The following is a 24,751-nucleotide window of genomic DNA, read 5'->3' as shown; positions in this document are numbered from 1 at the left end:
CAGGATCAAGCCCCGCCAGCGGCGGCTATAGTGAACTCGCACACACCGTGCTTGTAGAGGGCAACATCATGCAATCGGTCCGCAGCATCCTGGTGGTTCTCGACCCCGACCGGCCCGATAGCCTGGCGCTCAAGCGCGCACGCCTGATCGCAGGCGTTACACAGGCGCATTTGCACCTGCTGGTCTGTGACCGCAAGCAGCCGCACACCCAATGGCTGACCGAGCACAAGCGCACGCTGGAAAAGGAAGGCTTTAGCGTCAGCGCCCAGCAGGACTGGGAAGACTCGACCCACAAGACCATTATCAAGGTCCAGCAGGCCAGGGGCTGTGGCCTGGTGATCAAGCAGCACTGGCCCGACAATCCGCTGAAGAAAGCCCTGCTCGCCCCCGACGACTGGAAACTGCTGCGCTACTGCCCAAGCCCGGTGTTGATGGTCAAGACTTCACGGCCCTGGGCCGGCGGCGTGGTGCTGGCGGCGGTGGATGTCGGTAATGGCGAGGCGCAGCACCTGGCCCTGCATGAAGCGATTGTCGATCACGGCTATGCCATTGCGCTGCTGGCCAAGGGCGAGTTGCATGTGATCAGTTCGCACCCTTCGCCAATGCTGGCGGCCGATGATGTCGTCTCCGAACTCAAAAACAGTATCGAGGCCCGCTACCGGCAACAGTGCGGCGACTTTCAGCGCCGTTTCGACATTCCCGATGAGCAGTTGCACATCACTGAAGGGCCCGCCGAGGTGCTGATCCCGCAGATGGCACACAGGCTCGATGCCGCGGTGACCGTGATCGGCACGGTGGCCCGCACCGGAATCTCCGGCGTATTGATCGGCAATACCGCCGAAGTCGTGCTCGACACGCTGGAAAGCGACGTGCTGGTGCTCAAGACCGAGGCGATCATCGAGCATCTGGAAGGGTTGCTACAGGGTCAGGTGCCCAGTGCTTCGCGCAAAAAGGACGGGGCGATATAGCGATCGTAATGGGCATCGGACAGCAGGAAAAACTCGCGGTCGATGGCGTCGCGCAAATCCGGCAGGGCCCAGTCACGAAACTCCGGCAGCAGCACAAAACCATAAGCCTCGACCTGGTTGATGACCCGCGCGCCACGGGCGATCAGCTGGTAGGCCCAGCAATATTCGGACTGGTGCGCGACAAAGCGGATCTTGCGCTGGATGAGTTGCGCACGCAGTTTTTCGGCATCGAACACTTCGAGCTTGGCGGTCATGACCTGCACCAGCAACTGCTCGAGGCGCATCCACACGGCGCGTTTCTCGTCTTCGTTGTAGGCGTTCCAGTTGACGATTTCATGGTGAAAACGCTTGCAACCCCGGCACACACGGTCGCCAAAGACAGTGGAGCAAAGGCCGATGCACGGCGTCTTGATGATTTGATCTGGCATGAGCGGCGGGCAGCAACTGGTGGAACGAGGGGCCATGTTAGCCCTTTGTCTAACCAGGGTCACCCCAGAAGATGTAGGGCCTAACTTACCTTTACCGAAGTTTTGCCGTAGAATCACCGGGCCTTTTAAGGCGCCAATGTCCGTCGGAAGCTGTTTTCAAAGCGTCACGAGCACAGTCAAGTTTTCCAGCCGTCCGGTGTCGGCCCGGCCATTCCCTCATCACGAATGGCCGACCGACTGTCCCACCAGCCGTTCAGCAGGCGTAAAACTTTGAAAACAGCTTCGTAAGGAATTGCCGTCAGCCTGGCCAGGGTGCTCAAAAAGCACTCACATGCGCAGGCTACGGAAAATTTCTGGATGAGCGTCCCGGACACCCTATTTGGGACCACTGATGAGGGTAATACTGTGCTTGAAGCCTACCGTAAACATATCGAAGAGCGTGCCGCCCAGGGCATCGTGCCCCAGCCGCTTAACGCCGAACAAACTGCAGGCCTGGTCGAGCTGCTGAAAAATCCCCCGGCTGGCGAAGAAGCTTTCCTTGTCGACCTGATCACCAACCGCGTTCCACCAGGCGTTGACGAAGCTGCCTACGTCAAGGCCGGTTTCCTGTCGGCCCTGGCCAAGGGCGAAGCCACCTCGCCGCTGATCGACAAGAAGCGCGCCACCGAATTGCTGGGCACCATGCAGGGCGGCTACAACATCGCCACCCTGGTCGAACTGCTCGACGATGCCGACCTGAGCGCTGTCGCTGCCGAACAGCTCAAGCACACCCTGCTGATGTTCGATGCGTTCCACGACGTTGCTGAAAAAGCCAAGGCCGGCAACGCCAATGCCAAGGCCGTGCTGCAATCGTGGGCCGATGGCGAGTGGTTCAAGAAGCGCCCGACCCTGGCCGACAAGATCAGCCTGCGCGTATTCAAGGTCACCGGCGAAACCAACACCGATGACCTGTCGCCTGCGCCCGACGCCTGGTCGCGCCCGGACATCCCGCTGCATGCTCTGGCCATGCTGAAAATGGCCCGTGAAGGCATCGTCCCTGACGCGCAAGGCTCTATCGGCCCGATGAAGCAGATCGCCCAGATGTACGGCGATGGCTTTCCGGTCGCCTACGTAGGTGACGTGGTCGGTACCGGTTCCTCGCGTAAATCGGCAACCAACTCCGTGCTGTGGTTCTTCGGCGATGACATCCCGTACGTGCCGAACAAGCGTGCCGGCGGTTTCTGCTTCGGCACCAAGATCGCGCCGATTTTCTACAACACCATGGAAGACGCCGGCGCCCTGCCGATTGAATTCGATGTCTCCAACATCAACATGGGTGACGTGATCGACCTTTACCCGCATCAGGGCAAGGTCTGCAAGCACGACAGCGAAGAAGTCATCACCACCTTCGAGCTCAAGACCCCTGTATTGCTGGACGAAGTCCGCGCCGGTGGCCGTATTCCGCTGATCGTCGGCCGTGGCCTGACCGAAAAGGCCCGTGCCGAACTGGGCCTGGGCCCGACCGACCTGTTCAAGCTGCCTGAAGCGCCGGTCGATACTGGCAAGGGCTACACCCTGGCGCAGAAGATGGTCGGCAAGGCGTGCGGCCTGCCGGAAGGCAAAGGCGTGCGTCCAGGCACTTACTGCGAACCGAAGATGACCACCGTCGGTTCTCAGGACACCACCGGCCCGATGACCCGCGACGAACTCAAGGACCTGGCGTGCCTGGGCTTCTCCGCCGATTTGGTCATGCAGTCGTTCTGCCACACTGCGGCTTATCCAAAGCCGATCGACGTCACCACCCACCACACCCTGCCGGATTTCATCCGCACCCGTGGCGGCGTGTCCCTGCGCCCTGGCGACGGCATCATCCACAGCTGGCTGAACCGCATGCTGCTGCCTGACACTGTCGGCACCGGCGGCGACTCGCACACCCGCTTCCCGATCGGCATTTCCTTCCCGGCCGGTTCCGGCCTGGTCGCCTTCGCCGCTGCCACCGGCGTGATGCCGCTGGACATGCCCGAGTCGATCCTGGTGCGCTTCAAAGGCAAGATGCAACCCGGTATCACCCTGCGTGATCTGGTCCATGCCATCCCTTACGTCGCCATCCAGAAGGGTCTGCTGACTGTCGAGAAGAAAGGCAAGATCAACGCCTTCTCCGGCCGCATCCTGGAAATCGAAGGCCTGGACGAGCTGACTGTCGAGCAAGCGTTCGAACTGTCCGACGCCTCGGCCGAGCGTTCCGCTGCCGGTTGCACCATCAAGCTGCCGGAAAAACCGATTGCCGAATACCTGCAATCGAACATCACCCTGCTGCGCTGGATGATCAGCGAAGGCTACGGCGATGTGCGGACCATGGAGCGTCGTGCTCAGGCGATGGAAGCCTGGATCGCCAACCCGCAACTGCTGGCTGCCGACCCGGACGCCGAATACGCCGAGATCATCGAGATCGACCTGGCGGACATCAAGGAGCCTGTGCTCTGCGCCCCGAACGATCCGGATGACGCCCGTCTGCTCTCCTCCGTACAGGGCGAGAAGATCGACGAAGTGTTCATCGGTTCGTGCATGACCAACATTGGTCACTTCCGTGCAGCGGGCAAGTTGCTGGACAAGGTCAAAGGCCAGTTGCCAACACGTCTGTGGCTGTCGCCGCCGACCAAGATGGACGCTCACCAGCTGACCGAAGAAGGCTACTACGGCATCTACGGCAAGGCCGGCGCGCGCATGGAAATGCCAGGCTGCTCGCTGTGCATGGGTAACCAGGCACGTGTAGAGCCGAACTCTACCGTGGTCTCGACCTCGACCCGTAACTTCCCGAACCGTCTGGGCGACGGCGCCAATGTCTACCTGGCTTCGGCCGAGCTGGCATCGGTTGCCTCGATCCTGGGTCGCCTGCCGACCGTCGAGGAGTACATGGAATACGCCAAGCAGATCGATACCATGGCAGCGGACGTCTACCGCTACCTGAGCTTCGACCAGATCGCCGAGTTCCGTGAAGCAGCAGCCAGCGCCAACATTCCGGTCGTTCAAGCTTGATCGACTGAAATGACGCAATAAAAAAACCCCGCACTCGTGCGGGGTTTTTTATGGGTGCCGATCAGGTCGCATGCTGCGCCGTTGGCGGTTCTGCGCTGTGCACCACGACGGGCGCCTGCGATGGGCTCAGGGTCGGGTTCATGCTGGTCACCGTGACCACAGCAATGAACACCACGTACAAGGCAATGGCAATCCAGGCGCCTTGTTTGATCGAATGAAGCAGTGCAGTGGCCATGTTTGGGTTCCTCGTCTTTCTGTGGCACCAGAGTGCTTGAAAGGTTGATCCATGAGAAAGCATGTCTTTGCATACCAGCGATCACTAGTATTGATGCCTGAAAAACCTGAACGTTTAATCTTTTGCTCGCACAAAAAAACATCCCCGCCAGAGAGTACCCTGCGGGGATGACGAAAATAAGGGTGTACCTGAAAACAGTGGCGAAGCTTTCGCGAGCATGCTGGCCGACGAGGTCTGCGTTGTCTGTCGCGCAATGGACAGGGGTCGCCAGGAAAGTGGGCTAACAAACTCGCGAAAGCTTCATTGTGAACGATGTTTCATTTAACGCTTTTGTGATCCAGCGCCGCGTAGAAGTTGGCGCTTTGTTGCAGGTATTGCGGGGTGTAGCTCTGGGTCTGGGTGGTGTGCAGTCTTTTTTCGGCAACTTCCGAACTTGCACTGGCAGGCAGCGCGACGGTGGCAGAGATGGCCGATGCGGCAATGATGGAAAACATATTGAAGTTCATGGGTAATTCCTCGGAAGTGGTTTCAGGTTCCGGACCGTGTTGGCCATGGATCAAACTTACTCCCGAGGCGGTTGTTGCAAAAATCTTTTGTGGCACTAGCTTCTATCAGTGTGATTGATAGTAAGCGCAGGCCCCGTAACACGCGGGCCAGAGCGGTTTTTAGCCTGAGTATTCACTGCGCCGCCGGCAGAAATACCAGCGATGAAGGCGAATCGAAATCCAGCGCCTGGACGATATCGCCCAATTGCCCGGTCTGCGGGTCGCGGCGCAGGGTCACGATCTGGTTGCTTTTCTGGTTGGCGATCAACAGAAACCGGCCGCTGGGATCGATGCTGAATTCACGTGGCTCACGCCCCTCCACCGAACGCCGCTGGATTTCCTTGAGCGTGCCGTTGGCCGCATCAATGCTGAACACCAGCAACTGATTGGCATCGCCGCGATTGGCCACATACAGAAAACGCCCGTCGGCCGAGGCATGCAGGCCGCTGGCACCGTGGCTTTGCTGCACACCAGCGCTTTTCAGGTCGACCAGTTGGGTCTGACGAAAGACACCGTCCTGATAATCGAACACCGCCACCTGCGCCGACATTTCCAGGGTCAGCCAGGCATGTCGGCCATCCCGACTGAACAGCAAATGCCGCGGCCCGCTGCCCTTGGGCAACACCACTTCAGGCACCGGAGCGCGCTCAAGCGGTTGCGCACGGTTCTGGTGATAGCGATAAACATACAGCCGGTCAGCCCCCAGATCGGCGGCCATCACATAGCGACCCTCCGGGCTGGGCACGACCGCATGCACATGCGACGAAGCCTGGCGCTCGCGGTTGACCTTGCTCGGCGGGTTAGGGCCCAGTGTCTGTACCACATCACCCAGTTGAGCACCCTCCCCGACCGGCACGACTGCCAGCAAGCCGCCTGGCTTGGCCTGTACCGCGTAATTGGCTACAAACAGAAAGCGCTGATCCGGGCTCAGGCTGGAATGGGTCGGCTCGTCACTCTGGCTGGCCACCTGATTGATCGCCGTAAGCTCGCGGGTGGCCGGGTCAATGGCGTAGCTGCTGACCTTGCCCCGCTCATCCCGCTGCCCGGGGCCATTCTCGTTGACCGCAAACAGGTAATTACCCTCACGCGACAAGGTCAGCCAGGACGGGTTATCGGTCTGCACGATCTGGCGCGGCTTGATCTCGATCAGCCCGGTCTGGCTATCGAAGCCCATGCGATAGATACCCTGGCTGGCGCCCTGGGTGTAAGTGCCGACCAGCAACTCAACAGCGGGCGCCGCCTGGGCATGCGCGCTGAATACACTGAACGCACTGGCCAAGGCCAGCCACGGTAGCAATGGGCGGATCATGGTGAGCTCCTTTTTATTGTAAAACGTTCAACTCAGGACACTGCCATCCTCACCAAGGTTCAACACTACCCCTCAGGCCCCCACACCTTCGTATCCTCCAGCGCCAGCGGCATCACGTCCATGCTCGGAATAAACAACGCTGCCAGCCCTCGATAATCCGGGCGGTACTGGCGGATCTGCGCCAACGGGTCAATGGAAACACCGGTCAGCGCCAGCGCCACCACCAGATGGCCGATCGAGAATGGCCGGCGCATGGGTTTGAGTCCCTGGCGCACCACAGGCAGCAACAGCACCAGGCCGATCAGAAACCAGATGAACAGGCGCGGCATCAGTTGCTGACGGTCAAGGCCCACATCACACAGTGACCAGACCGTGAACAGTGACAAGCACAGGGTGAACAGCCAGATCGCCAGGCGCAGGGCCAGCAACAGCAAGACCCCGCACAGTGCCAGCGCCAGCCCGGACAGCAGGTAAAAGAACGAGCCGCCGAGGCTGACCAGCTTGTAGCCGGCCATTAACTGGACCAGGCCCAGCACCATCAGCAATACGCCCAGAAAAGTCGGCAACAGCCGCGCGCGACTCAACGCACCGTGGGAAGACCCGTGGGTAGACATAGAAACTCCCTGTTTTTCTTGTTCGCTCGATTTCATGAAGCGCAGCGACCGGCATGAGCCGGGCATGAAACGTCGTTGCCCCGTGATCGAGGCAAGAAAAGGCAAGCACGTCCGTGTGTAGTGGCTGGAACGGTTATCCAGGCACCCTACCGCCCGATGGCGACCCGCTGCACAGCAGCAAGGTCGGCACGCCGGGTCAGTCTAGTGGTTGAGCGATAACAAAAGATTGATCTGGATCAATCCAGATCGACATCCTCGTCATCGCTGGGGCTGAAAGCGTCCAGGCAGACCACGCGGTGATCGGACTCACCGTCGTTGATCACCCAGCTTTGCAGCGACTCGTCAAAGGCGGCAGCCTGCACTTGCTCGGCGCTGAAGGTCCAGACCTTGCGGGCGCGGCCGTCCATGCATTCGATCTGCAGCCCGTTTTCAAGGCTGAAGTCCGAGGCATACAGCCCGTCGACTTCAAGCAGGGTGGTCGCTTGCAGGGTTTGCAGGAAGGTAGAGGTGGTCATGAGCACTCACGGGGTAGCGGGAAAAGGTCGCCATGATAGCCACTCAATGGGAAAACAGCGAATGGCCGACCTTGCCGGCCATCCTTTGCGGCTTGAGCAGAAACCGCGCCAGCGCCGGCAGCAACCACAGCGCGCCGAACATGTTCCACAGCAGCATGAAGGTCAGCATCAACCCCATGTCGGCCTGGAACTTGATGGCCGAGAAGATCCAGGTGCACACGCCGATCGCCAGGCACAGACCGGTAAACAGCACCGCCTTGCCCGTGGACTTGAGCGTTTCGTAATAGGCCTCCTGCAACGGCAGCCCGGCGCGCAGAAAGCTTTCTAGGCGGCTGTAGATATAGATGCCGTAGTCGACGCCAATGCCTACGCCCAGGGCAATCACCGGCAAGGTCGCGACCTTGACGCCGATGCCCAGCAACGCCATCAGCGCGTTGCCGAGTACCGAGGTCAGCACCAGCGGCAACACGATGCACAAGGTGGCCGCCCACGAACGGAAGGTGATCATGCACATGCCGGCCACGCACAGGTAAACCAGCAGCAGGATCAGAAACTCCGATTGCTTGATGACCTGGTTGGTCGCCGCCTCGATCCCGGCGTTGCCGGCCGCCAGCAGAAACTGAAGCTCGGGGTTCTGGTGTTGATCGGCAAAGGCCTGCACCGCCTGCACGGCGCGGTCGAGGGTTTCGGCCTTGTGGTCGTTGAGGAAAATCATCAGCGGCGCCAGCGAGCAGTCGGTGTTGTACAGGCCTTCGGCGCGGGCAATCGAGCTGTTGAGCACATCCTTGTTACGCGACAGGGTCTCCCATTTCAGGCTGCCCTCGTTCATGCCCTTGATCACCTGGCGCGACACGTTGACCAGCGACACCGTCGACTGCACGCCGGGCGTATTTTCCATCTTCCACGCCAGTTCGCCCATCGCCTCCAGCGTCGCGTAGGCCGAGCAGCCTTCGGGCGGCGTCTTGACCATCACCACCAGCACATCCGAGCTGGTCGAGTAATGCTCGATGATGAAAGCATTGTCCTGGTTATAGCGCGAGTCCGGGCGCAGCTCTGGCGCGCCCTGATCCAGATCGCCGATCTTCAGGTTCTGGCTGTACCAGAGCCCGCCGGCAAAGGCCAACACGGCAAGGACCACAGAAACACGGGCCACGCCGGGGCTGGCAAAGTTCGACAGCAAGCGCCAGAACGGATGTTCCGACACCGCGTACTGCTTGCTGCGGCTGACGGCCTTGCGACTGATGCCGACATAGGAAATCGCCACCGGCAGCAGAATCAGGTTAGTAAACACGATGACCGCCACACCGATCGAGGCGCCGATGGCCAGCTCGCGGATAACGCCGATGTCGATGATCAGCAAGGTAATGAAACCCACCGCATCGGCAAGAATGGCGATCATGCCCGGCAGGAACAACTGGCGGAACGTGCGCCGCGCCGCCGTCAGGGCGTTGTCGGCTTCGCTCGATTGCAGGGCGATGCCGTTGATCTTCTGCACGCCATGGGAAATGCCGATGGCAAAGATCAGAAACGGCACCAGCATCGAATACGGATCGATGCCAAAACCCACCACATGCATCAGGCCCAGTTGCCACAACACGGCAATCATCGTGGTACTGAGCACGGCGATGGTGCTGCGGATGCAGCGGGTGAACCAGATCAGCAGCACCAGGGTGATGACAAAGGCGATGGCGAAAAACGCCACGACCATGAACAGGCCGTCGATCAGGTCGCCGACCTTCTTGGCAAAGCCGACGATGTGGACTTTGATCTGCGGGTTTTGCGCCTGGTATTTGTCGCGGATCTTTTCTTCGAGCTGATGAGAGAACTGCTGGTAGTCGAGGCTTAGCAAGGTGCCTTGATCGTTGGGGTCCGGGTAGGCTTCCAGCAGCGGCACCTCAACGATGCTCGACCTGAAATCGTTGGCCACCAGCCGCCCGACCTGGCCGGACTTGAGTACGTTATTGCGCAAAAGCTCCAGGCTGTCGTCGGAGCCGTCATAGGTCTTGGGAATCACCTCGCCGCCGGCAAAGCCTTCTTCGGTGACCTCGGTCCAGCGCACGCTGGGGCTCCACAGCGACTTGAGGCCCGAGCGGTCGACGCCGGGAATATAAAACGCTTCGTCATGAATGCCGCGCAGGGTTTCCATGTATGCCCGCGAAAAGATATCGCCCTCGGTGGCCTCCACCGAAATGCGCACGGTATTGCCCAGGTTGCCCAGGTCATTACGGTGCGTGAGCATGTTCTGGATATAGGGATGTGCGAGCGGAATCATCTTCTCGAAGCTGGTCGAGGGCCGAACCTGCAAGGCTTGCCAGAACAGCACCAGACTGGCCAGCAGGCAAAGGATGATCACGGTGGGGCGATGATTGAAGATCAGGCGCTCAAGCAATGTGGCCTGTTCATCGGACTGCTGCCGGGAATGCGAAGACTCGGTCATGCCTGCCATCCTTGTTCGACTTCTTATTGTGGTGTGGCGCCGTTGGCCTGGCCTGCGCGTACGCCGCCCTGCCCGACCAGAATCAGTTGGCCTTGAGCATTGCCGGTCACGCTGGACAGGGCGATGCGGTCAGGACGATTGAACACCTTGAAACTCTGGCCGTCGTCCTGGCTGCGCAACACACTGCCGCCATTGCCGACCAGCACCAGCGAGCCATCGGCCAACAGGCCGGCGCCGGTCAGGCTGGCTTCCAGCGGCCCGCGCCCGGCCTGCAGCTCGATGCGGTTCCAGGTGTCGCCAAAATCGCTGGAGCGCAGCAGGTTGCCGCGCAGCCCATAGACCAGCAGCGTCTGTGCATGAGCGGTGCCGATCACGCCGAACAACGATCCCTGATAGGGGCTTTGCAGTTTTTCCCAACTGGCACCGTTATCACGCGAGCGGTACATGCCGCCTGCCTCGCCGACGATGAACAGGCCGGCCTCGCGCACGGCGGCAATGGCATTGAGGTGGTACTGGTCTTCGTTGTCCAGACGCTCGCTGACATCCTGCCAATGCTTGCCGCCGTCAACCGTGGTCAACAAGGTACCGTAGGCGCCGACGGCAAAGCCGGTGTTCAGGTCCTGAAACCAGACATCCAGCAGCGGCGCCTCACGGCTCAGGTCTTCGAACTGTTTGCTCCAGCTCTGGCCGCCGTCGCTGCTGGCCAGAATCTGCGCATCATGACCCACGGCCCAGCCATGTTGCTGATCGACGAAATACACCGCCGTCAGTAACTGGCGGGTCGGCACCTTGGCTTGCTGCCAGTGCAGGCCCTGATCGTCGGAATAGAGGATATGGCCATGGTCGCCCACCACGACCAGACGAGCACCGGCCTGCGCGACATCCAGCAACAGGGTGTTGGCGGCTTTGCTCGACTCGATGGACCAGGTTTCCGATTCAGCGGCGCTGAGCAAACCCGGCGCCAGACAGACAACAAGCAGACAGATACACCGCCGTAAAGCATCGCTCATGGACCACTTCCTGTTGTTGTTCTGATACCGGACACGCCGGAGCCCCGTAGGAGCGCGTTTACCCGCGACCGGCTGCGTTAGCAGTCGTAAATTTGTAGCGTTTCGCAGAAGTTATAGCCGTAAATCTGTGGCATTTCCGAAATTTTCCGAGCGCTGTCCAGACCAGAGCACGTCTAAGGGAGGCAGCGTGTTCTGAGCGTTAGCGTCAATCAATCACCGCATGCGGCAAAAAGCGGCTGCTGTCCTTGGTGATCAGGCTGTCGTCTTCCCGGATACCGATCCCTGAGGCCACATCGCCCATCACCCACGAACCTATCAGCGTGTAGCTCTCACCAAACCTGGGCAGCGGCGAATACGCCTGCAGGATATAAGGCGCATCGGTGTACGGGCCGTCTTCGGCAATCACTTCGTCACCCGGCGTGCGGATCTCGATATTGGCGCCTTCGCGGGAGAAAAACGGTTTGCGCACCCAGCCCTTGGGCACCGCTTGCGTCGGGCTTGTGTCGACAAACGATTCCAGCAGGTTGGGATGGCCTTCATTGAACTGCCACAGCAACGGCAAAATGCCCTTGTTGCTCAAGATCGCTTTCCAGGCCGGCTCGACAAAGCGCGTGCCGCTGGCGGCGACGTGCTGGCCAAAGGGCTCGTGGAAGATATGCTCCCACGCATGCAGCTTGAACAAGCGCTCGATCGGGCGGCCTTGCAGGTCGACGAAGCGGCCCTGGCTATCCAGACCAATGTCCTCGACATCGATATGCCGGGTGTCGATGCCGGCATGCGCGGCCATGCGCCGCATGAATTCGGTGGTGCCACGGTCTTCGGCAGAGCCGGACATGGCGGAGAAGTAAAACGGTGTCGGGCCCTTGAACGGCGCGAACGCCGTGACCAGGTCCTCGGCGATGGCATTGAACTGGCTGGCATGCGCCGGCAACACGCCACGCTCGATCTGCTCGTCCAGCCACAACAACTGAAAGGCGGCGGCCTCCATCAGGCTGGTCGGCGTGTCGGCGTTGATTTCGTACATCTTCGCCGGCCCCGTGCCGTCGTAGGCAAAGTCGAAGCGGGCATAAAGATGGCGGTGACCGTCTTTCCAGGAGTGGCGGATCAGATCGTAGAAGGCCTCGGGAATCGCCAGTTGCTTGAGCAGCGCCTCGCTGTCGACCACCCGCGCGACCGCGTCCAGGCACATCTGGTGCAATTCCTGGGTCGGCGCCTCAAGGTCGCGGGTGATCTGCTGTTCGTTGAACAGGTAGTAATGACGCTCGTCCCAATAGCGCTCGCCGTCGATGGTGTGAAAGTCAAAACCTTCACGCTCGGCGGTGGCGCGCCAGTCGGGACGTTCTTCGATGCTGATCCGCTTCATGCGCTGCCCTTAACCGCCGGAACGGCCGATGCTGCTGCTCTTGCCGCCCCAGCCGCTGCGCGCCGTGGCCTGGCTGCCGAAGCCGCCGCGCGACACGGTCGAAGACACCGACGAGCCGCCACCGAGGTTACGACCCAGCGTCGACTTGGTGTAGGTCTTTTCCGAGCTATAGCGCGCCTGAGTCGAGCGGCTGAAGGTCTTGCCGCGGTCAATGTGCGTGTACAGCGACGAGTTGTAATAGCCGCCGCGATCATCGCGGCCCATGTACACCGGCTGCGCGTAATAACGGCTGTTGTTGCCAAAGCCATTGCTGAGCAAGTGGCCGATCAACAGGCCGGTCAGCAGGTTGCTGGTGGCGCCGCTGTTGGCCTGGGCAATCTGCTGATTGGCCTGGTCCAGCGTCTGTTGCGGCACATTGCCGGCGAACGACAGCTCGAAACCGCCCAGTTTCGGGGTGTATTTGCCATCGGAGTTGACCTGGCAATAGTCGGCCACGAAATCGGCGTCGCAAGAGGCCTTGTCATCGTAGACCGGCGCGATGCGGCGGTGGTCGGCCAGGGCTTCCATGTAGGCGTCGGAGCAGACGTCCACCGGCACCTTGGCCTCGGAGCATTCCTGCACCGAATTGAATGTGGTCTTGGCGGTGAAATTCGGTTTTTCGTCCGAGTCGCCGCAGGCACTGAGCGCCAGCGGCAGCGCGCTGACCAGCACGAGTTTGGCTGAACTGCGTCTCATGGTGATCTCCCTGACTCAGACCGAAGGCGTCATGCACGCCGCATTGAGCATACCGACGCTGATGGCCACGCTGGCCGCATAGATCGCCGCCGCCATTTCACCCTTGGCAATCCGCGCCGACAGGCCCTTGAGCACCAGGCTGGTAGCCCCGAAGGCCAGCAGCTGGACCACGGCGGCAATCAGCGCCCAGACCACGACATCCAGAATGCTGATGCTGTAGGCGATGATATTGCTGGCCGGCAAGGCGAAACCGATCAACGAACCGCCCAGCGCCAGTGCCGCTGCGCTGTTGTTTTCACGGATCAGCGCGAATTCCTTGTGCGGTGTGACCCGGCTATAGATGAACTGAAACACCGCAAACAGCAGGGCCGCGACCAGGATGTAGAGGATGAAGCCCAATACCGCCGGGGCATTGAGCGACAATTGCAGCGCGTCGAGCATGAAGATTTCCTTTTCTTGTGAAGCCGTTCTTATAGAACGGTGATGTCGGTGGATTGCAGCGTGACGCCAACCGCCGTGCTCAGGCTGATATTGCCCTCTTCGTCCTCTTCAAGGGAGAACAGCAAGAATTCGCGGCGGTTGATCAGCCCGGTCTCGCGGGCGTACAGCATGCTCAGGTGTTTGACCACGTAAGTGCTATCAGGGCTGACCACGCGCTCATCCATGGGCGTGAGCTCGGTCTGGCCGGTCTCGGTGCCCCACTGGCGCTCGAACACTTCGCCTTCGTGCTCGTAGGTCGGCAGGCCAATCTCCGATGACGGCCCCGTCAGCCGTAACAGTTCGTCACGGCTGGTGATCGGCGTGGCGCTGTAGTAGCCGAACAGGATGATGTCCTGAATATCTTCGGCCAGCGGCCCGTTGCTGAGCACCTGGAGAAAATAGTCTTCGTCGTCCAGATAGAAACGCCGCAGGGTCATGGCCTGACCAAGATCGATCTCGCCCACCGCCCAGACCTTCTCGTCACCGGGCAGATCGACCTGCGAATGGCCGTCCAGCAGGAGTTTGAGCGAAGCATCCAGGCACAGCATATTGCCGCTGCGCAATCCCAGAGGACTGGAGGCGCTGGCCGAGCCCGCTTGCTTGCCAGAAGGTTTGGGCGCTTCCAGGCCCATGACCCGTTTGAACCAACTCATTGCGCATCTCCTTGAAATCGACTGGATGCCCTATAGAAACCCGTTTAGCGCGGATCGGCCCTGGCGTGCATCAACCGGGCAACGATCACGCCGGCCACGGCGCCAGCGATGTGCGATTCGAACGACACGCCGGGCATGGGCACAAAACCCATGATCAGACCGCTGTACGCGAGCAATGTCACCAGCGCCACCAGCAGGCTGGCGAAACTGCGCTGATACCAGACCCGGGCCAGCAAATACGCCCACAAGCCGAAGATCAGACCACTGGCGCCGACATGCAGGCTGGTGCGCCCGAACAGCCAGACCAGGCCACCGCCCAGCAGGCACACCAGCGCCACCACCCATGCATAACGCTTGACGCCTTCGGTCGCCACCAGCCAGCTGAGCACCATGAACGGCAGCAGGTTGCTGAGCAAATGCGCGAACGAGCCATGCAACAGCGGCGCAAACACCAGGCCCTGCAAGCCCCACACCGTGCGCGGCAAAATGCCGTGCTGGACCAGGCTGTAGCCGCTGAACGCATTGACCAGTTGCACCCCGACCATCAACAGCGACAAGCCGAGGATCAGGCGAAAGCGTGTCGAAAGTGCCAATTATTGCGGGGTCTGACTTTTGGCCTTTAGCCGCGCCAGCACGTCATCAGCGCCGCCACTGCGCGCACCGATGCCGGCATCTTGCAGGCGACGCTCAAGATCACCACCGCTGGACTGATTGGCCAGCTCTTCAGCTGCTTCCAGCTTGGCGTCCTGCTCATCCTGGCGTTGCTTGAGCCGCGCCAGCGAACCAACGGCGGTTTCGACCGCACCGTTGGCGCCGCCGGTGGCATTGGCCGTGGCGACACGGGCACGTTGCACGGTTTCGCGCGCCTTGGCCATTTCGACCTGCTGCTTGAGGCCGCGAATCCGCGCCTCGGCCTTGATCACCTGCTCTTGCAGCAAGCTGGTCTGCTTGCCGAACTGGTCGGCCAGCGCCTTTTCCTGATCGCGCAGGGCTTCGATTTCGGCAATCTTGGCCGCGCATTCGCCGGCCAGGCCTTCTTCACCCTTGTTCAGGGCCTGCAAGGCGCGGTTTTCCCAATTGGTGATGTTGCTGTTGTGCTCCTCAAGGCGTTGGGTCGACAGCTTGTGCTTGGCCTTGATGCCGATCAGGCCTTCGCGGGCCTTGACCAGCGCGCTGTCGGCGTCGCGAATTTCCTGATCGAGGATGCGCAAGGCATTGGCATCGATGACCGCCTCACCCACTTCGGATGCACCACCACGGACGGCAGTGACCAGTTTTTTCCAGATGCTTGTGCTCATGTAGGTCTTTCTCCAGAACGGCCAGTGGGCCGTTTCAGTCGATAAAGTGGTCTTCGAACGCCTCGGCCGCGCGGATCACGTTGTCCGCCAGGGTGAGGATTTCCTGAACGATCACGGTCAGGCTCGAAGCGGCGCTCAGGGCGCCGAACAGGCAGTAGACTTCCTGGCCGTCGGCCAGTTGTTCGATGCCCACCGCCGACAGCGGGAACAGATCACGGCTGCGCAACACGATTTCATTGAAGGCGGCAGTGTCCTTGATGCGGCTGACTTCGATCAGCGTGGTGTCGGCCAGGATCTGGTCGCCGACCACCGCCAGATACACCGGCAAGTCACCGAACTCACGCAGCGTCAGGCGAATGCCGTGCTCGCTGGCCTCGGTCAGGCTCAGTTCGATCTGGCCTTGAGTCACCAGGTCCAGCTCGGCCAGGGATTTGTGCAACGAATGAATGGTCCAGTTGGCGTTCTCGGTCATGAAATCCTCCAGTTTGATTCGTGTGCCGAGGAAGGGCTGTCGCAGGGCCTTCTCGATACCCCGTAAAGCGTCGGTGTTCTCGGGCCGGATCCAGAATTCGCGCTTGACCAGACCCGCCTCCTTGAGGCGCTGACGCATTTCGCGCATATAGTCGGTCGAGCTCTTAAGGGGCTTGCCGGTTCCCGAAGGGTTCTCGCCTCCAGTCTTGCGAGGCATGGGCACTCCTCCCTTGATTCGTTTACACAACTGACACGCACGCTAACAGATGTTTCAAAAACCCGAAAGCCCTCACATGTGAGGATTTTCGCGAGATGGCGCACATCTCTTGTGTGATACACCAGATCCCTAGCAACTGTGTTCTCAATCCAAATGCGCGTCAGCCTTCAAGGCTCCGCGCATTCTGGCGTTGATACTGAGTACGACACACATTACGTAGGAGTGAGCGCAGCTCGCGAAAGGGCCAGTTAAATCCGCACATTTGCGGTGAATGTACCTTAGCCTTCACGAGCTGGCGCTCGCTCCCACGGATTTTGGCCTGGCGTTGATACTGAGCACGGCACACATTGCGTAGGAGTGAGCACAGCTCGCGAAAGGGCCAGTTAAATCCGCGCATTTGCGGTGAATGTACCTTAGCCTTCGCGAGCTGCCACGGAGTTTGGGCGCACTTGATACTGAGTACGGCACACATTACGTAGGAGTGAGCGCAGCTCGCGAAAGGGCCCGTGAAATCAGCACATTTGCGGTGAATGTACCTTAGCCTTCGCGAGCTGGCGCTCGCTCCCACGGATTTTGGCCTGGCCTTGATACCGAGTACGGCACACATTGCGCAGGAGTGAGCACAGCTCGCGAAAGGGCCCGTGAAATCAGCACATTTGCGGTGAATGTACCTTAGCCTTCGCGAGCTGGCGCTCGCTCCCACGGATTTTGGCCTGGCGTTGATACTGAGTACGACACACATTGCGCAGGAGTGAGCGCAGCTCGCGAAAGGGCCAGTGAAATCCGCACATTTGCGGTGAATGTACCTTAGCCTTCGCGAGCTGGCGCTCGCTCCCACGGATTTTGGTCTGGCGTTGATACCGAGTACGGCACACATTGCGTAGGAGTGAGCGCAGCTCGCGAAAGGGCCCGTGAAATCAGCACATTTGTGGTGAATGTACCTTAGCCTTCGCGAGCTGGCGCTCGCTCCCACGGAGTTTGGGCGGGCTTGAGACTGAGTACGGCACACATTGCGCAGGAGTGAGCGCAGCTCGCGAAAGGGCCGGTGAAATCAGCACATTTGGGGTGACTGCACCTTTGCATTCGCAAGCTGGCGCTTACTCCTACGGATTTTGGCCTGGCGTTGATACTGAGTACGGCACACATTACGTAGGAGTGAGCGCAGCTCGCGAAAGGGCCCGTGAAATCCGCACATTTGCGGTAAATGTACCTTAGCCTTCGCGAGCTGGCGCTCGCTCCCACGGATTTTGGCCTGGCGTTGATACTGAGTACGGCACACATTACGTAGGAGTGAGCGCAGCTCGCGAAAGGGCCGGTGAAATCAGCACATTTGCGGTGAATGTACCTTAGCCTTCGCGAGCTGGCGCTCGCTCCCACGGATTTTGGCCTGGCGTTGATACTGAGTACGACACACATTACGTAGGAGTGAGCGCAGCTCGCGAAGAGGCCAGCACTTTCAACCTATTCAGTGACTTGTAATCAGCATTCGCGAGCTGGCGCTCACTCCTACGGATGCGATTAATCGGACAGTTGTGCGTTGTGTTTGATGAGAGCGAGGCATTAATCGGTGTACAGCAATAAAAAAGGCGTTACCCGCAACTGCGGATAACGCCTTGTCTATCACTCAGAACCGCTTAATCCGCCAGGCTCTTGTTCACCACTTCATACACATCGGACGACAATTCGCCGGAGCTGCGAATCCGCTCCAGCTCGGCCTTGAGCAGCGCCTGGCGGGCGCTGTCGTATTTGCGCCAGCGGGTCAGCGGCGCCAGCTGGCGCGAGGCGATCTGCGGGTTGAAGCCGTTGAGCTGGATGACGATGTCGGCCAGGAAGCGATAACCCGAACCATCTGCCGCATGGAAGTTGATCAGGTTCTGGCCGGCAAACGCACCGATCAACGCCCGCACCTTGTTGGGGTTCTTGATGTTGAACGCCGGGTGCTCCATCAACGCCTTGACCCGCGCCAGGCCGCCGGGCTGGGTGCTGGCGGCCTGGACGCTGAACCATTGGTCCATGACCAGCGGGTTGTCCTTGAAGTTTTCGGCGAACACCGCCAGTGCCTGGGCACGCTCTTGCTCGAACGGCGAGTTGACCAACACGGCCAGCGCGGTCAGGCGCTCGGTCATGTTGTCGCTGGTGTCGAACTGGTCGATAGCCGCTGCCAGCACTTGCGGTTTTTCGCTGAGCATCAGGTACGACAGCGCAATGTTCTGCAAGGCACGACGGGCAAAGTGTTCGGCCTCGGCCACGTAAGCGGTCTTGCGCGAGACTTCGCGGTTAGCCTGGTAACGCGCCCACAGGCTGTCGAACAGACCGCTGGCGATTTCCTTGCGGGCAAATTCGCGGGCGGCGTGAATGGCATCGACATCGGCCACCTGGCTGATTTCAGTCAGGTACGCCTCGCCCGGCAGCGAGAGCATTTCGGCGACCATGGCCTGGTCCAGTTGCTCATCCGCAAGCACAGTACCCAGCGCGGTCACCAGGCGCTGATCGATGACCAGTGGCTGGCCCTGTTGATGCTGGCCGATCAGGTCTTGCAACACCTGCACCGACAATTGCTGGCCGGCTTCCCAACGGTTGAAGCCGTCGCTGTCGTGCTGCATCAGGAACATCAACTGATCGCGGTTGTACGGGAAGCTCAGCTTGACCGGCGCACTGAAGCCGCGCAGCAGCGAAGGCAGCGGTTGCGCGTCGATGTCGACGAAGGTGAAGGTCTGTTCGGCCTCCGTCACCGACAGCACGCGGCTGGTGCCGACGGCCGCCGTTTCGCCGTCCAGGCGCAGGGCGATTTCATTGCCTTGCGGGTCCAGCAGGCCCAGCGCGACCGGAATCACGAACGGCAGTTTTTCCTGCTTGTCCGGGGTCATCGGGCAGCTCTGGCGGAAGGTCAGGCTGTAGGTGCGCGCAGTGGCGTCGTAATGCTCGCTGACTTCAAGGCGCGGCGTGCCGGCCTGGCTGTACCAGCGCTTGAACTGGGTGAGGTCCACGCCATTGGCGTCTTCCATGGCCTTGACGAAGTCATCGCAGGTCACGGCCTGGCCGTCGTGGCGCTCGAAATACAGGTCGCTGCCTTTACGGAAACCTTCGGCGCCCAGCAGGGTGTGGATCATGCCGACCACTTCCGAACCCTTCTCGTAGACGGTCAGGGTGTAGAAGTTGGAGATTTCGATAAAGCTGTCCGGGCGCACGGCGTGGGCCATGGGGCCTGCGTCTTCGGCGAACTGGTGGGTGCGCAGGTAAGCTACGTCCTGAATACGCTTGACCGTGGCCGAGTTCATGTCGGCCGAGAAGCCGGAATCGCGGTACACGGTGAAGCCTTCCTTGAGCGACAGCTGGAACCAGTCGCGGCAGGTCACGCGGTTGCCCGACCAGTTGTGGAAGTATTCGTGGGCGACGATCGCCTCGACGCGCTGGTGAGCGGCGTCGGTGGCGGTTTCGGCGCGGGCCAGCACGGCGCTGGAGTTGAAGATGTTGAGGCCCTTGTTCTCCATCGCGCCCATGTTGAAGTCGTTGACCGCCACGATCATGAAGATGTCGAGGTCGTACTCGCGACCGTAGGCTTCTTCGTCCCAGCGCATGGATTTCTTCAGGCTGTCCATGGCGTGCTGGCACTTGTCGACGTTTTCCGGCTCGACATAAATGCGCAGGGTCACTTCACGCGCGCTGCGGGTGGTGAAGGTGTCTTCGATGCACCACAGGTCACCGGCCACCAGCGCGAACAGGTAAGCCGGCTTCTTGAACGGGTCTTCCCAGGTCGCCCAGTGGCGGCCGTCGTCTTCCTGGCCGCTGGCGATCGGGTTGCCGTTGGAGAGCAGGATCGGGTACTTCTGCTTGTCGCCGCTGACCGTGGTGGTGAAGCTGCTCATCACGTCCGGGCGGTCAAGGTAATAGGTGATCTTGCGAAAGCCTTCGGCCTCGCACTGGGTGCAGAACATGCCGCTGGACTTGTACAGGCCTTCCAGCGCGGTGTTGGTTTCCGGGTGGATGCGCACCGTGCTGTCGAGGGTGAACTGCTCGGCTTTGGGCTGCACGGTCAGGTGGCTGTCGCTCAGCTGATAATCGGCGGCGGTCAGCTCGCTGTCGTCCAGTTGCAGCGACAGCAGCTCCAGGTGCTGGCCGTCGAGCACCAGAGGCGGCAGGCCGGCGCCACGTTCGGGGTTGCGGCGCATCACCAGTTGCGCATGAACCAGCGTGTGGTCGTCGAACAGCTCGAAGGTCAGGTGCGTCTCGTCGATGAGGTACTCGGGCGCCTGATAGTCCTTCAGATGGATCACTTGCGGTTGTTCGGTGCGCATGCGGAAAATCCTTATTACTGAAGTACGGCCAGTTGATAGGCCGTGTACTTGCGAATATTGATGACGCCGGTGTCGAAGATCAGGTACTGGCCCTTGATGCCCAGCAATGTGCCTTCAGCGATCGGGTTCTTGTCCAGATTGAAGCTGACGATCTTGGTCGGATACGCCTCGACCGGGTAGCGGAACTCCAGCGGTTCGGCATCGTGCAGCAATTGGATGGCCTGCAGGCCAAACTGTTCCTGCAATGCGGCAAGGCCGGCGCCACATTGCTCGAAAAGCTCGTTACGAATGGCCTTGAGGTCCACCGGTTGCGCATCGCCCTTGAGCAGCGCGCGCCAGTTGGTGCGGTCGGCGACCTGGCTGCGCAGCAGGTCTTCGACAAAGCCGGACTGCTGACGGGTGGCCACACGCAAGATCGGCAGCGCCTGGCTGGCGCCCTGATCGAGCCAGCGGGTCGGCAACTGGGTGGCGCGGGTGATGCCGACCTTGACCCCGGACGAATTGGCCAGGTAGACGATGTGGTCGGTCATGCAGAACTGCTCGCCCCAGGCCGGATCGCGACAAGTGCCTTCGTGGTGATGGCACTTCTCCGGGCTCATGATGCAGACATCGCACTGCGCCAGCTTGGTCATGCACGGGTAGCAATAGCCCTGGCTGTAGCTGGACTTGGTCTTGCGCCCGCAGTTGCTGCAATGAATGGCGCCCAGAAACTCCAGGCGCAGGCTTTTGCCGATCAGCGGGTTGACCGCGATTTCAGCATCGCCCAGGCGAAAGGCATATTGCACAAACGGCGCGTCACCTTGACGCGCCGCCATCTTGTTGACGGAACCACGACCCAGTTCAATCAATGGATGGCATCCGACTTGAACAGGATATTGGCAATCGGCCCGGACTTGGACGAACACTCTTGCGGGCCCATGTAACCGGTGCGCTGGTCTTCGGGCAGGTTGCGCACTTCCCAGGCGATCAACGCCTGCATCGACAGCTCGCGCTGCTCCTGGGTCAGTTTGCGGCCATCGGACCATTTACCGATTTCGACAGCCAGCTTGAGGCTCTCATAGACATCGGGGGTGATGTTTTGAATCATTTCTGCAAAAGAGGACATGTTCAACACTCTCTACGGGATGGCGCCAGTTTAACGCTGATCGCGCGGCAGGACACTTGGGATTAAAAAATGATCAAGATCCGTAGGAGTGAGGCGGATGGCCGCCCCCTGAGCTCGCGAATGCTAAGGTACATCCACCGCAAATGTGCTGATTTTACGGGCCCTTTCGCGAGCTATGCTCACTCCTACGGATTCGGCGCCAGACGAAATATCGGCGAAAACCGCCTTAACTGATCGGCATTACTCCTACGGGTGATTCTCAGCGCCGTTAGAAATCTCTCGACAGCTTCACCTGCTCCAGCTCTTTCTGCATGGTGCGGCGGAAGATCTGCGGGGCTGCGAAGGTGTAGATGGCAAAGCCCAGCCACAACCAGTCGATGACCTGCGCCGCCTGCGGGTAGCCCTGGCTGCTGACGGTGAGCACCGTGACCCGATAGCAGACGAACATGACCAGCAACAGCACGATGGCGCGGGTGCTGCCGCGTTCGATCAGCCAGCGGTTGAAACGCCACCAGCCGCCCATGAACACGTTGCTGCGCGCCTTGACCTCGGTCAGCAGGCCCAGCGCCGGCACACTGTTGGGGTCTTCCTGCAAGGCCCAGGCCGCATGTTCGCGTGCGCCTTGCACATTGCCTTCACGCAGCAACAAGTGCCCTAACACCACAATGGCGCCGATATGGCCGGGCTCAGCCTGCAACGCCTGCCGGGCAAACAGCTGCGCCTTGCCGTAGTCGCCGCATGAGCGGTAGTAATCGGCCAGGGCCGTGAGATTGGCGGCGTCATCAGGCTGCAATTCCAGCGCCTTTTCCAGCAATGGCAGGCTCTGGCTCAGGCGTCCGGTCAACTGATACAGGTCCGCCAGGCTGCGATAGCCGCGTGGCTGCACGGGCTCCAGGTCGAGCAACTGCAACAGGTGCCGTTCGGCGCTCTTGAACTGGCGGGCAGCGATGTCGATCTGCCCGGCCGCATAGTGCGCCAGCGCCAGCGCCGGGTCATTGGCCAGCGCCAGCCCGACTTCGTGACGTGCCGCATGCAGGCGGCGCATGTTGAGCAAACAGATGGCCAGCAAGGCATGCGCCTCGGCCGACTCCGGGTCATGCGCCAGCAACTGGCGCAAGCTGTCGATGGCGCCGTCGGTGTGGCCGGTGTTCAGGCGCTGATAGGCGACTTCCAGCAAATAGTCTGTATTCATCAGCTCATCACCAAAAACCAGAGGTCTGAAGGCAGCAGTTTGAGCACCGCGCCCCTGAGCAGGAACGCGCCACCCAACGCCACCAGCGGCGCGAAGCGATTAAGCTCGCCGCCGTAATACTGGTACAGCTCGATGGTGGCGCTCTGCTGGGTGAACAGCACATAACCGATGGACAGCTTCCACACCACCAGAATCAGAATGGCGTATTGCAACTGAACCTGGCTGTTCAGGTAGCCGGTATTGATCAGCCACAGCAGGCCCAGCGCAATAATCACGCTGCCCAGCAGACCGACGCCGGCCCAGATCCATTCCTTGACCCGGTTGGGGCAACCGACGGCGATGGAGTTGAGCACGAACCACGGCAAGCCCAGCCACAGCCCGCCCATCATCAGGCCCAACAGCGGCCAGAACGGTGAGACGGCAAATTTGGCCAGCGCACCGGGGCGCGGCTCGTCTTCGATGCGATACACGTTGTCAGTGGCCATCAACGTCCCTTGCCATGCTTGTCGAGAAAGGCCAGCACTTCGTCGTACTGATTGCCTTCGTTGGCATAGCGCGCGTAATTGCGCGCCGTGGTCAGCCATTCCAGCGTGGTGGCGCGCACCTCTTTCAAGGCCTGCTTGAAGTGCCGGTCGCAGATCGGCTGTTCACCGCCCTGCTCGATCGACTCTTCGATGGCCTCATCGGCGGCGGTTTCCACCAGTTCGCCCAGATCGGCGCCAGAAAAGCCCGAAGTGTTCTTGGCCAGAAAGGCAAAGTCGATATCGGCCGCCAGCGGACGGCCCTTGACCATCAACTGCAGCATGGTCTCGCGCGCCACGCGGTCAGGCGGCGGCACGAACAAGGTGCGATCGAAGCGCCCCGGACGGCGGAACGCCGAGTCCACCGACCACGGCACGTTGGTCGCCGCCAGGATCAGCACGCCCTTGTTGTCCTGGGTGAAACCGTCCATCTCCGACAGAAACTGGCTGACCAGCTTGGAAGACGTCGAGTCGCGTGTATTGGAACGCTTGCCGCCCAGCGCTTCGACCTCGTCGAAGAACATCACCGCCGGCGCCTGCGCCCTCGCCTGCTCGAACAAGGCGTGCAACTTGCGCTCGGACTCACCGATGTACATGTCCAGCACATCGGAAATCGCCACGTTGAAGAACTTGGCCTTGCACTCGCCGGCCGTGGCTCGCGCCAGCATGGTCTTGCCGCAACCGGGCGGCCCGTACAACAGCACACCGCCGCCGACACGCTTGCGAAAGCGCTCGAACAGGCCCGGCTTCTGGTACGGCAGGATAATTTTCTTGTGGATGGTCTTTTTCAGCTCATCCAGGCCACCGATGTCGGCGAAGGTCACGTCCTGGCTTTCCGGCACCAGCAAGCGGCGCACTTCGGTCTGGTCAGTGTCGTCGTTGGAAATCACGCGCAAGCGCGGACGCCCTTCACCCTTGTCGATGCTGGTGACCGACACATTCAGCCGACGCCACAGCGCCATGTCTTCCAGCGCCGGGTTGGCATCGATCGCGGCGCGGTACTCAACCTGACCGTCCTTGAGCCGGCCCAGATCCGCCAGCGCTCGGGCACGCAGCAACTGTGTCTGCGCATCGTCGCCCTCGGCCAGCTCCAGCGCCTTTTGTGCATCGCCGGCCGCCAGGTACAGCTGCGCCGCGACGGGCTTGAGGGCTTCATTACCGGCCTGGTTTTGCAGGTCATCGGGAAGCAACTTGAGCCCACGCGAATAATCGCCGCGCTCAAGGCACGCCTTGAGCAGCAGGGTAATCAGCGCGACATTGCCGGGGGACGCCGACAGCGCGGCTTCCAGTTGGTCCAGCGTCGAGTCATCCATGGTGAATCCTTGTGACAGCCAATGGTTGAATA

General features: G+C 60.6%; 23 protein-coding genes. 2 read left to right on the top strand and 21 right to left on the bottom strand.

All coding sequences use genetic code 11. From position 1 onward, the window contains the following. Nucleotides 1-68: 68 nt before the first annotated feature. Complete coding sequence (locus tag ACYAS9_RS05345; RefSeq protein ID WP_463567283.1) at nt 69-968, top strand: universal stress protein; 900 nt, start codon at nt 69-71, stop codon at nt 966-968. On the opposite strand, the gene ACYAS9_RS05340 is transcribed toward ACYAS9_RS05345, so the two are convergent. After that, on the bottom strand, nt 926-1,396 hold the full coding sequence (locus ACYAS9_RS05340) for a DUF1289 domain-containing protein (protein ID WP_463567282.1): 471 nt from the start codon (nt 1,394-1,396) through the stop codon (nt 926-928). The genes ACYAS9_RS05345 and ACYAS9_RS05340 overlap by 43 nt on opposite strands. Before the next feature lie 405 nt (nt 1,397-1,801). Here ACYAS9_RS05340 and acnB point away from each other — a divergent pair, with 405 nt between their 5' ends. Continuing rightward, the gene (gene acnB, locus ACYAS9_RS05335) at nt 1,802-4,411 is read left to right on the top strand and encodes a bifunctional aconitate hydratase 2/2-methylisocitrate dehydratase (RefSeq protein WP_463567281.1); all 2,610 of its coding nucleotides are present in this window, start codon (nt 1,802-1,804) and stop codon (nt 4,409-4,411) included. Nucleotides 4,412-4,472: 61 nt separating this feature from the next. Here the strand turns inward: acnB and ACYAS9_RS05330 are convergent, their stop codons facing one another. The 20 genes from ACYAS9_RS05330 to ACYAS9_RS05235 all read right to left on the bottom strand — a co-directional run bounded on the left by ACYAS9_RS05330 (nt 4,473) and on the right by ACYAS9_RS05235 (nt 24,719). Next, nucleotides 4,473-4,646, bottom strand: coding sequence for a hypothetical protein (locus tag ACYAS9_RS05330; RefSeq protein ID WP_463567280.1), 174 nt, complete (start codon nt 4,644-4,646; stop codon nt 4,473-4,475). Between the two features lie 317 nt (nt 4,647-4,963). Then, complete coding sequence (locus ACYAS9_RS05325; RefSeq protein ID WP_463567279.1) at nt 4,964-5,152, bottom strand: hypothetical protein; 189 nt, start codon at nt 5,150-5,152, stop codon at nt 4,964-4,966. 172 nt (nt 5,153-5,324) lie between these two features. Continuing rightward, the gene (locus ACYAS9_RS05320; RefSeq protein ID WP_463567278.1) at nt 5,325-6,500 is read right to left on the bottom strand and encodes a lactonase family protein; all 1,176 of its coding nucleotides are present in this window, start codon (nt 6,498-6,500) and stop codon (nt 5,325-5,327) included. 65 nt (nt 6,501-6,565) lie between these two features. Then, nucleotides 6,566-7,114: a hypothetical protein gene (locus ACYAS9_RS05315; protein WP_463567277.1), complete on the bottom strand. Its 549-nt coding sequence runs from the start codon at nt 7,112-7,114 to the stop codon at nt 6,566-6,568. 236 nt (nt 7,115-7,350) lie between these two features. Continuing rightward, nucleotides 7,351-7,629, bottom strand: a complete 279-nt coding sequence (locus ACYAS9_RS05310) for a DUF5629 family protein (RefSeq protein WP_463567276.1) — start codon at nt 7,627-7,629, stop codon at nt 7,351-7,353. A 43-nt stretch (nt 7,630-7,672) separates the two neighbouring features. After that, entirely contained in the window at nt 7,673-10,066 is a 2,394-nt protein-coding gene (locus ACYAS9_RS05305) for an efflux RND transporter permease subunit (protein ID WP_463567275.1), read from the bottom strand. A 23-nt stretch (nt 10,067-10,089) separates the two neighbouring features. Next, nucleotides 10,090-11,076: a WD40/YVTN/BNR-like repeat-containing protein gene (locus ACYAS9_RS05300; RefSeq protein WP_463567274.1), complete on the bottom strand. Its 987-nt coding sequence runs from the start codon at nt 11,074-11,076 to the stop codon at nt 10,090-10,092. Between the two features lie 205 nt (nt 11,077-11,281). Further along, nucleotides 11,282-12,439 carry a glutathionylspermidine synthase family protein gene (locus tag ACYAS9_RS05295; RefSeq protein WP_463567273.1) on the bottom strand — a complete coding sequence of 386 codons (1,158 nt, stop codon included), beginning with the start codon at nt 12,437-12,439 and terminating at the stop codon, nt 11,282-11,284. 9 nt (nt 12,440-12,448) lie between these two features. Continuing rightward, complete coding sequence (locus ACYAS9_RS05290; RefSeq protein WP_463567272.1) at nt 12,449-13,174, bottom strand: DUF1190 domain-containing protein; 726 nt, start codon at nt 13,172-13,174, stop codon at nt 12,449-12,451. 15 nt (nt 13,175-13,189) lie between these two features. Continuing rightward, nucleotides 13,190-13,615 carry a DUF350 domain-containing protein gene (locus tag ACYAS9_RS05285; protein WP_463567271.1) on the bottom strand — a complete coding sequence of 142 codons (426 nt, stop codon included), beginning with the start codon at nt 13,613-13,615 and terminating at the stop codon, nt 13,190-13,192. A gap of 29 nt (nt 13,616-13,644) precedes the next feature. Continuing rightward, entirely contained in the window at nt 13,645-14,307 is a 663-nt protein-coding gene (locus ACYAS9_RS05280) for a YjfK family protein (RefSeq protein WP_463567270.1), read from the bottom strand. Nucleotides 14,308-14,351: 44 nt separating this feature from the next. Beyond that, complete coding sequence (locus tag ACYAS9_RS05275) at nt 14,352-14,900, bottom strand: rhomboid family intramembrane serine protease (protein WP_463567269.1); 549 nt, start codon at nt 14,898-14,900, stop codon at nt 14,352-14,354. Then, a complete protein-coding gene (locus ACYAS9_RS05270; protein ID WP_463567268.1) occupies nt 14,901-15,605 on the bottom strand; it encodes a PspA/IM30 family protein in 705 nt (234 codons plus the stop codon). It lies immediately after the preceding gene. 34 nt (nt 15,606-15,639) lie between these two features. Continuing rightward, a complete protein-coding gene (locus ACYAS9_RS05265) occupies nt 15,640-16,293 on the bottom strand; it encodes a YjfI family protein (protein ID WP_463567267.1) in 654 nt (217 codons plus the stop codon). A gap of 1,634 nt (nt 16,294-17,927) precedes the next feature. Then, nucleotides 17,928-20,588, bottom strand: a complete 2,661-nt coding sequence (gene pepN, locus ACYAS9_RS05260; RefSeq protein WP_463567266.1) for an aminopeptidase N — start codon at nt 20,586-20,588, stop codon at nt 17,928-17,930. Nucleotides 20,589-20,602: 14 nt separating this feature from the next. Next, a complete protein-coding gene (locus tag ACYAS9_RS05255) occupies nt 20,603-21,436 on the bottom strand; it encodes a DUF2797 domain-containing protein (RefSeq protein ID WP_463567265.1) in 834 nt (277 codons plus the stop codon). Further along, nucleotides 21,433-21,693, bottom strand: coding sequence for a YeaC family protein (locus tag ACYAS9_RS05250; RefSeq protein ID WP_463567264.1), 261 nt, complete (start codon nt 21,691-21,693; stop codon nt 21,433-21,435). Before ACYAS9_RS05250 ends, ACYAS9_RS05255 begins: the two co-directional genes overlap by 4 nt. A 268-nt stretch (nt 21,694-21,961) precedes the next feature. Further along, nucleotides 21,962-22,885: a tetratricopeptide repeat protein gene (locus tag ACYAS9_RS05245; RefSeq protein WP_463567263.1), complete on the bottom strand. Its 924-nt coding sequence runs from the start codon at nt 22,883-22,885 to the stop codon at nt 21,962-21,964. Beyond that, complete coding sequence (locus ACYAS9_RS05240) at nt 22,885-23,370, bottom strand: hypothetical protein (protein ID WP_463567262.1); 486 nt, start codon at nt 23,368-23,370, stop codon at nt 22,885-22,887. The genes ACYAS9_RS05245 and ACYAS9_RS05240 overlap by 1 nt, the downstream gene beginning before the upstream one ends. Continuing rightward, complete coding sequence (locus tag ACYAS9_RS05235) at nt 23,370-24,719, bottom strand: AAA family ATPase (protein WP_463567261.1); 1,350 nt, start codon at nt 24,717-24,719, stop codon at nt 23,370-23,372. The genes ACYAS9_RS05240 and ACYAS9_RS05235 overlap by 1 nt, the downstream gene beginning before the upstream one ends. Nucleotides 24,720-24,751: the final 32 nt, after the last annotated feature.

The organism is Pseudomonas sp. HP_08 (assembly GCF_055284095.1).
Note: the sequence above shows the minus strand (reverse complement) of the source record. Positions and strands in the feature narration are given on the sequence as shown.

What these genes read in the sequence shown, in the direction of transcription:
- ACYAS9_RS05345 (WP_463567283.1), top strand. Translation starts at nt 69, where the DNA reads ATGCAATCGGTCCGCAGCATCCTGGTGGTTCTCGACCCCGACCGGCCC.
- ACYAS9_RS05340 (WP_463567282.1), bottom strand. Translation starts at nt 1,396, where the DNA reads ATGCCAGATCAAATCATCAAGACGCCGTGCATCGGCCTTTGCTCCACT.
- ACYAS9_RS05330 (WP_463567280.1), bottom strand. Translation starts at nt 4,646, where the DNA reads ATGGCCACTGCACTGCTTCATTCGATCAAACAAGGCGCCTGGATTGCC.
- ACYAS9_RS05325 (WP_463567279.1), bottom strand. Translation starts at nt 5,152, where the DNA reads ATGAACTTCAATATGTTTTCCATCATTGCCGCATCGGCCATCTCTGCC.
- ACYAS9_RS05320 (WP_463567278.1), bottom strand. Translation starts at nt 6,500, where the DNA reads ATGATCCGCCCATTGCTACCGTGGCTGGCCTTGGCCAGTGCGTTCAGT.
- ACYAS9_RS05315 (WP_463567277.1), bottom strand. Translation starts at nt 7,114, where the DNA reads ATGTCTACCCACGGGTCTTCCCACGGTGCGTTGAGTCGCGCGCGGCTG.
- ACYAS9_RS05310 (WP_463567276.1), bottom strand. Translation starts at nt 7,629, where the DNA reads ATGACCACCTCTACCTTCCTGCAAACCCTGCAAGCGACCACCCTGCTT.
- ACYAS9_RS05305 (WP_463567275.1), bottom strand. Translation starts at nt 10,066, where the DNA reads ATGACCGAGTCTTCGCATTCCCGGCAGCAGTCCGATGAACAGGCCACA.
- ACYAS9_RS05300 (WP_463567274.1), bottom strand. Translation starts at nt 11,076, where the DNA reads ATGAGCGATGCTTTACGGCGGTGTATCTGTCTGCTTGTTGTCTGTCTG.
- ACYAS9_RS05295 (WP_463567273.1), bottom strand. Translation starts at nt 12,439, where the DNA reads ATGAAGCGGATCAGCATCGAAGAACGTCCCGACTGGCGCGCCACCGCC.
- ACYAS9_RS05290 (WP_463567272.1), bottom strand. Translation starts at nt 13,174, where the DNA reads ATGAGACGCAGTTCAGCCAAACTCGTGCTGGTCAGCGCGCTGCCGCTG.
- ACYAS9_RS05285 (WP_463567271.1), bottom strand. Translation starts at nt 13,615, where the DNA reads ATGCTCGACGCGCTGCAATTGTCGCTCAATGCCCCGGCGGTATTGGGC.
- ACYAS9_RS05280 (WP_463567270.1), bottom strand. Translation starts at nt 14,307, where the DNA reads ATGAGTTGGTTCAAACGGGTCATGGGCCTGGAAGCGCCCAAACCTTCT.
- ACYAS9_RS05270 (WP_463567268.1), bottom strand. Translation starts at nt 15,605, where the DNA reads ATGAGCACAAGCATCTGGAAAAAACTGGTCACTGCCGTCCGTGGTGGT.
- ACYAS9_RS05265 (WP_463567267.1), bottom strand. Translation starts at nt 16,293, where the DNA reads ATGCCTCGCAAGACTGGAGGCGAGAACCCTTCGGGAACCGGCAAGCCC.
- pepN (WP_463567266.1), bottom strand. Translation starts at nt 20,588, where the DNA reads ATGCGCACCGAACAACCGCAAGTGATCCATCTGAAGGACTATCAGGCG.
- ACYAS9_RS05250 (WP_463567264.1), bottom strand. Translation starts at nt 21,693, where the DNA reads ATGTCCTCTTTTGCAGAAATGATTCAAAACATCACCCCCGATGTCTAT.
- ACYAS9_RS05245 (WP_463567263.1), bottom strand. Translation starts at nt 22,885, where the DNA reads ATGAATACAGACTATTTGCTGGAAGTCGCCTATCAGCGCCTGAACACC.
- ACYAS9_RS05240 (WP_463567262.1), bottom strand. Translation starts at nt 23,370, where the DNA reads ATGGCCACTGACAACGTGTATCGCATCGAAGACGAGCCGCGCCCCGGT.
- ACYAS9_RS05235 (WP_463567261.1), bottom strand. Translation starts at nt 24,719, where the DNA reads ATGGATGACTCGACGCTGGACCAACTGGAAGCCGCGCTGTCGGCGTCC.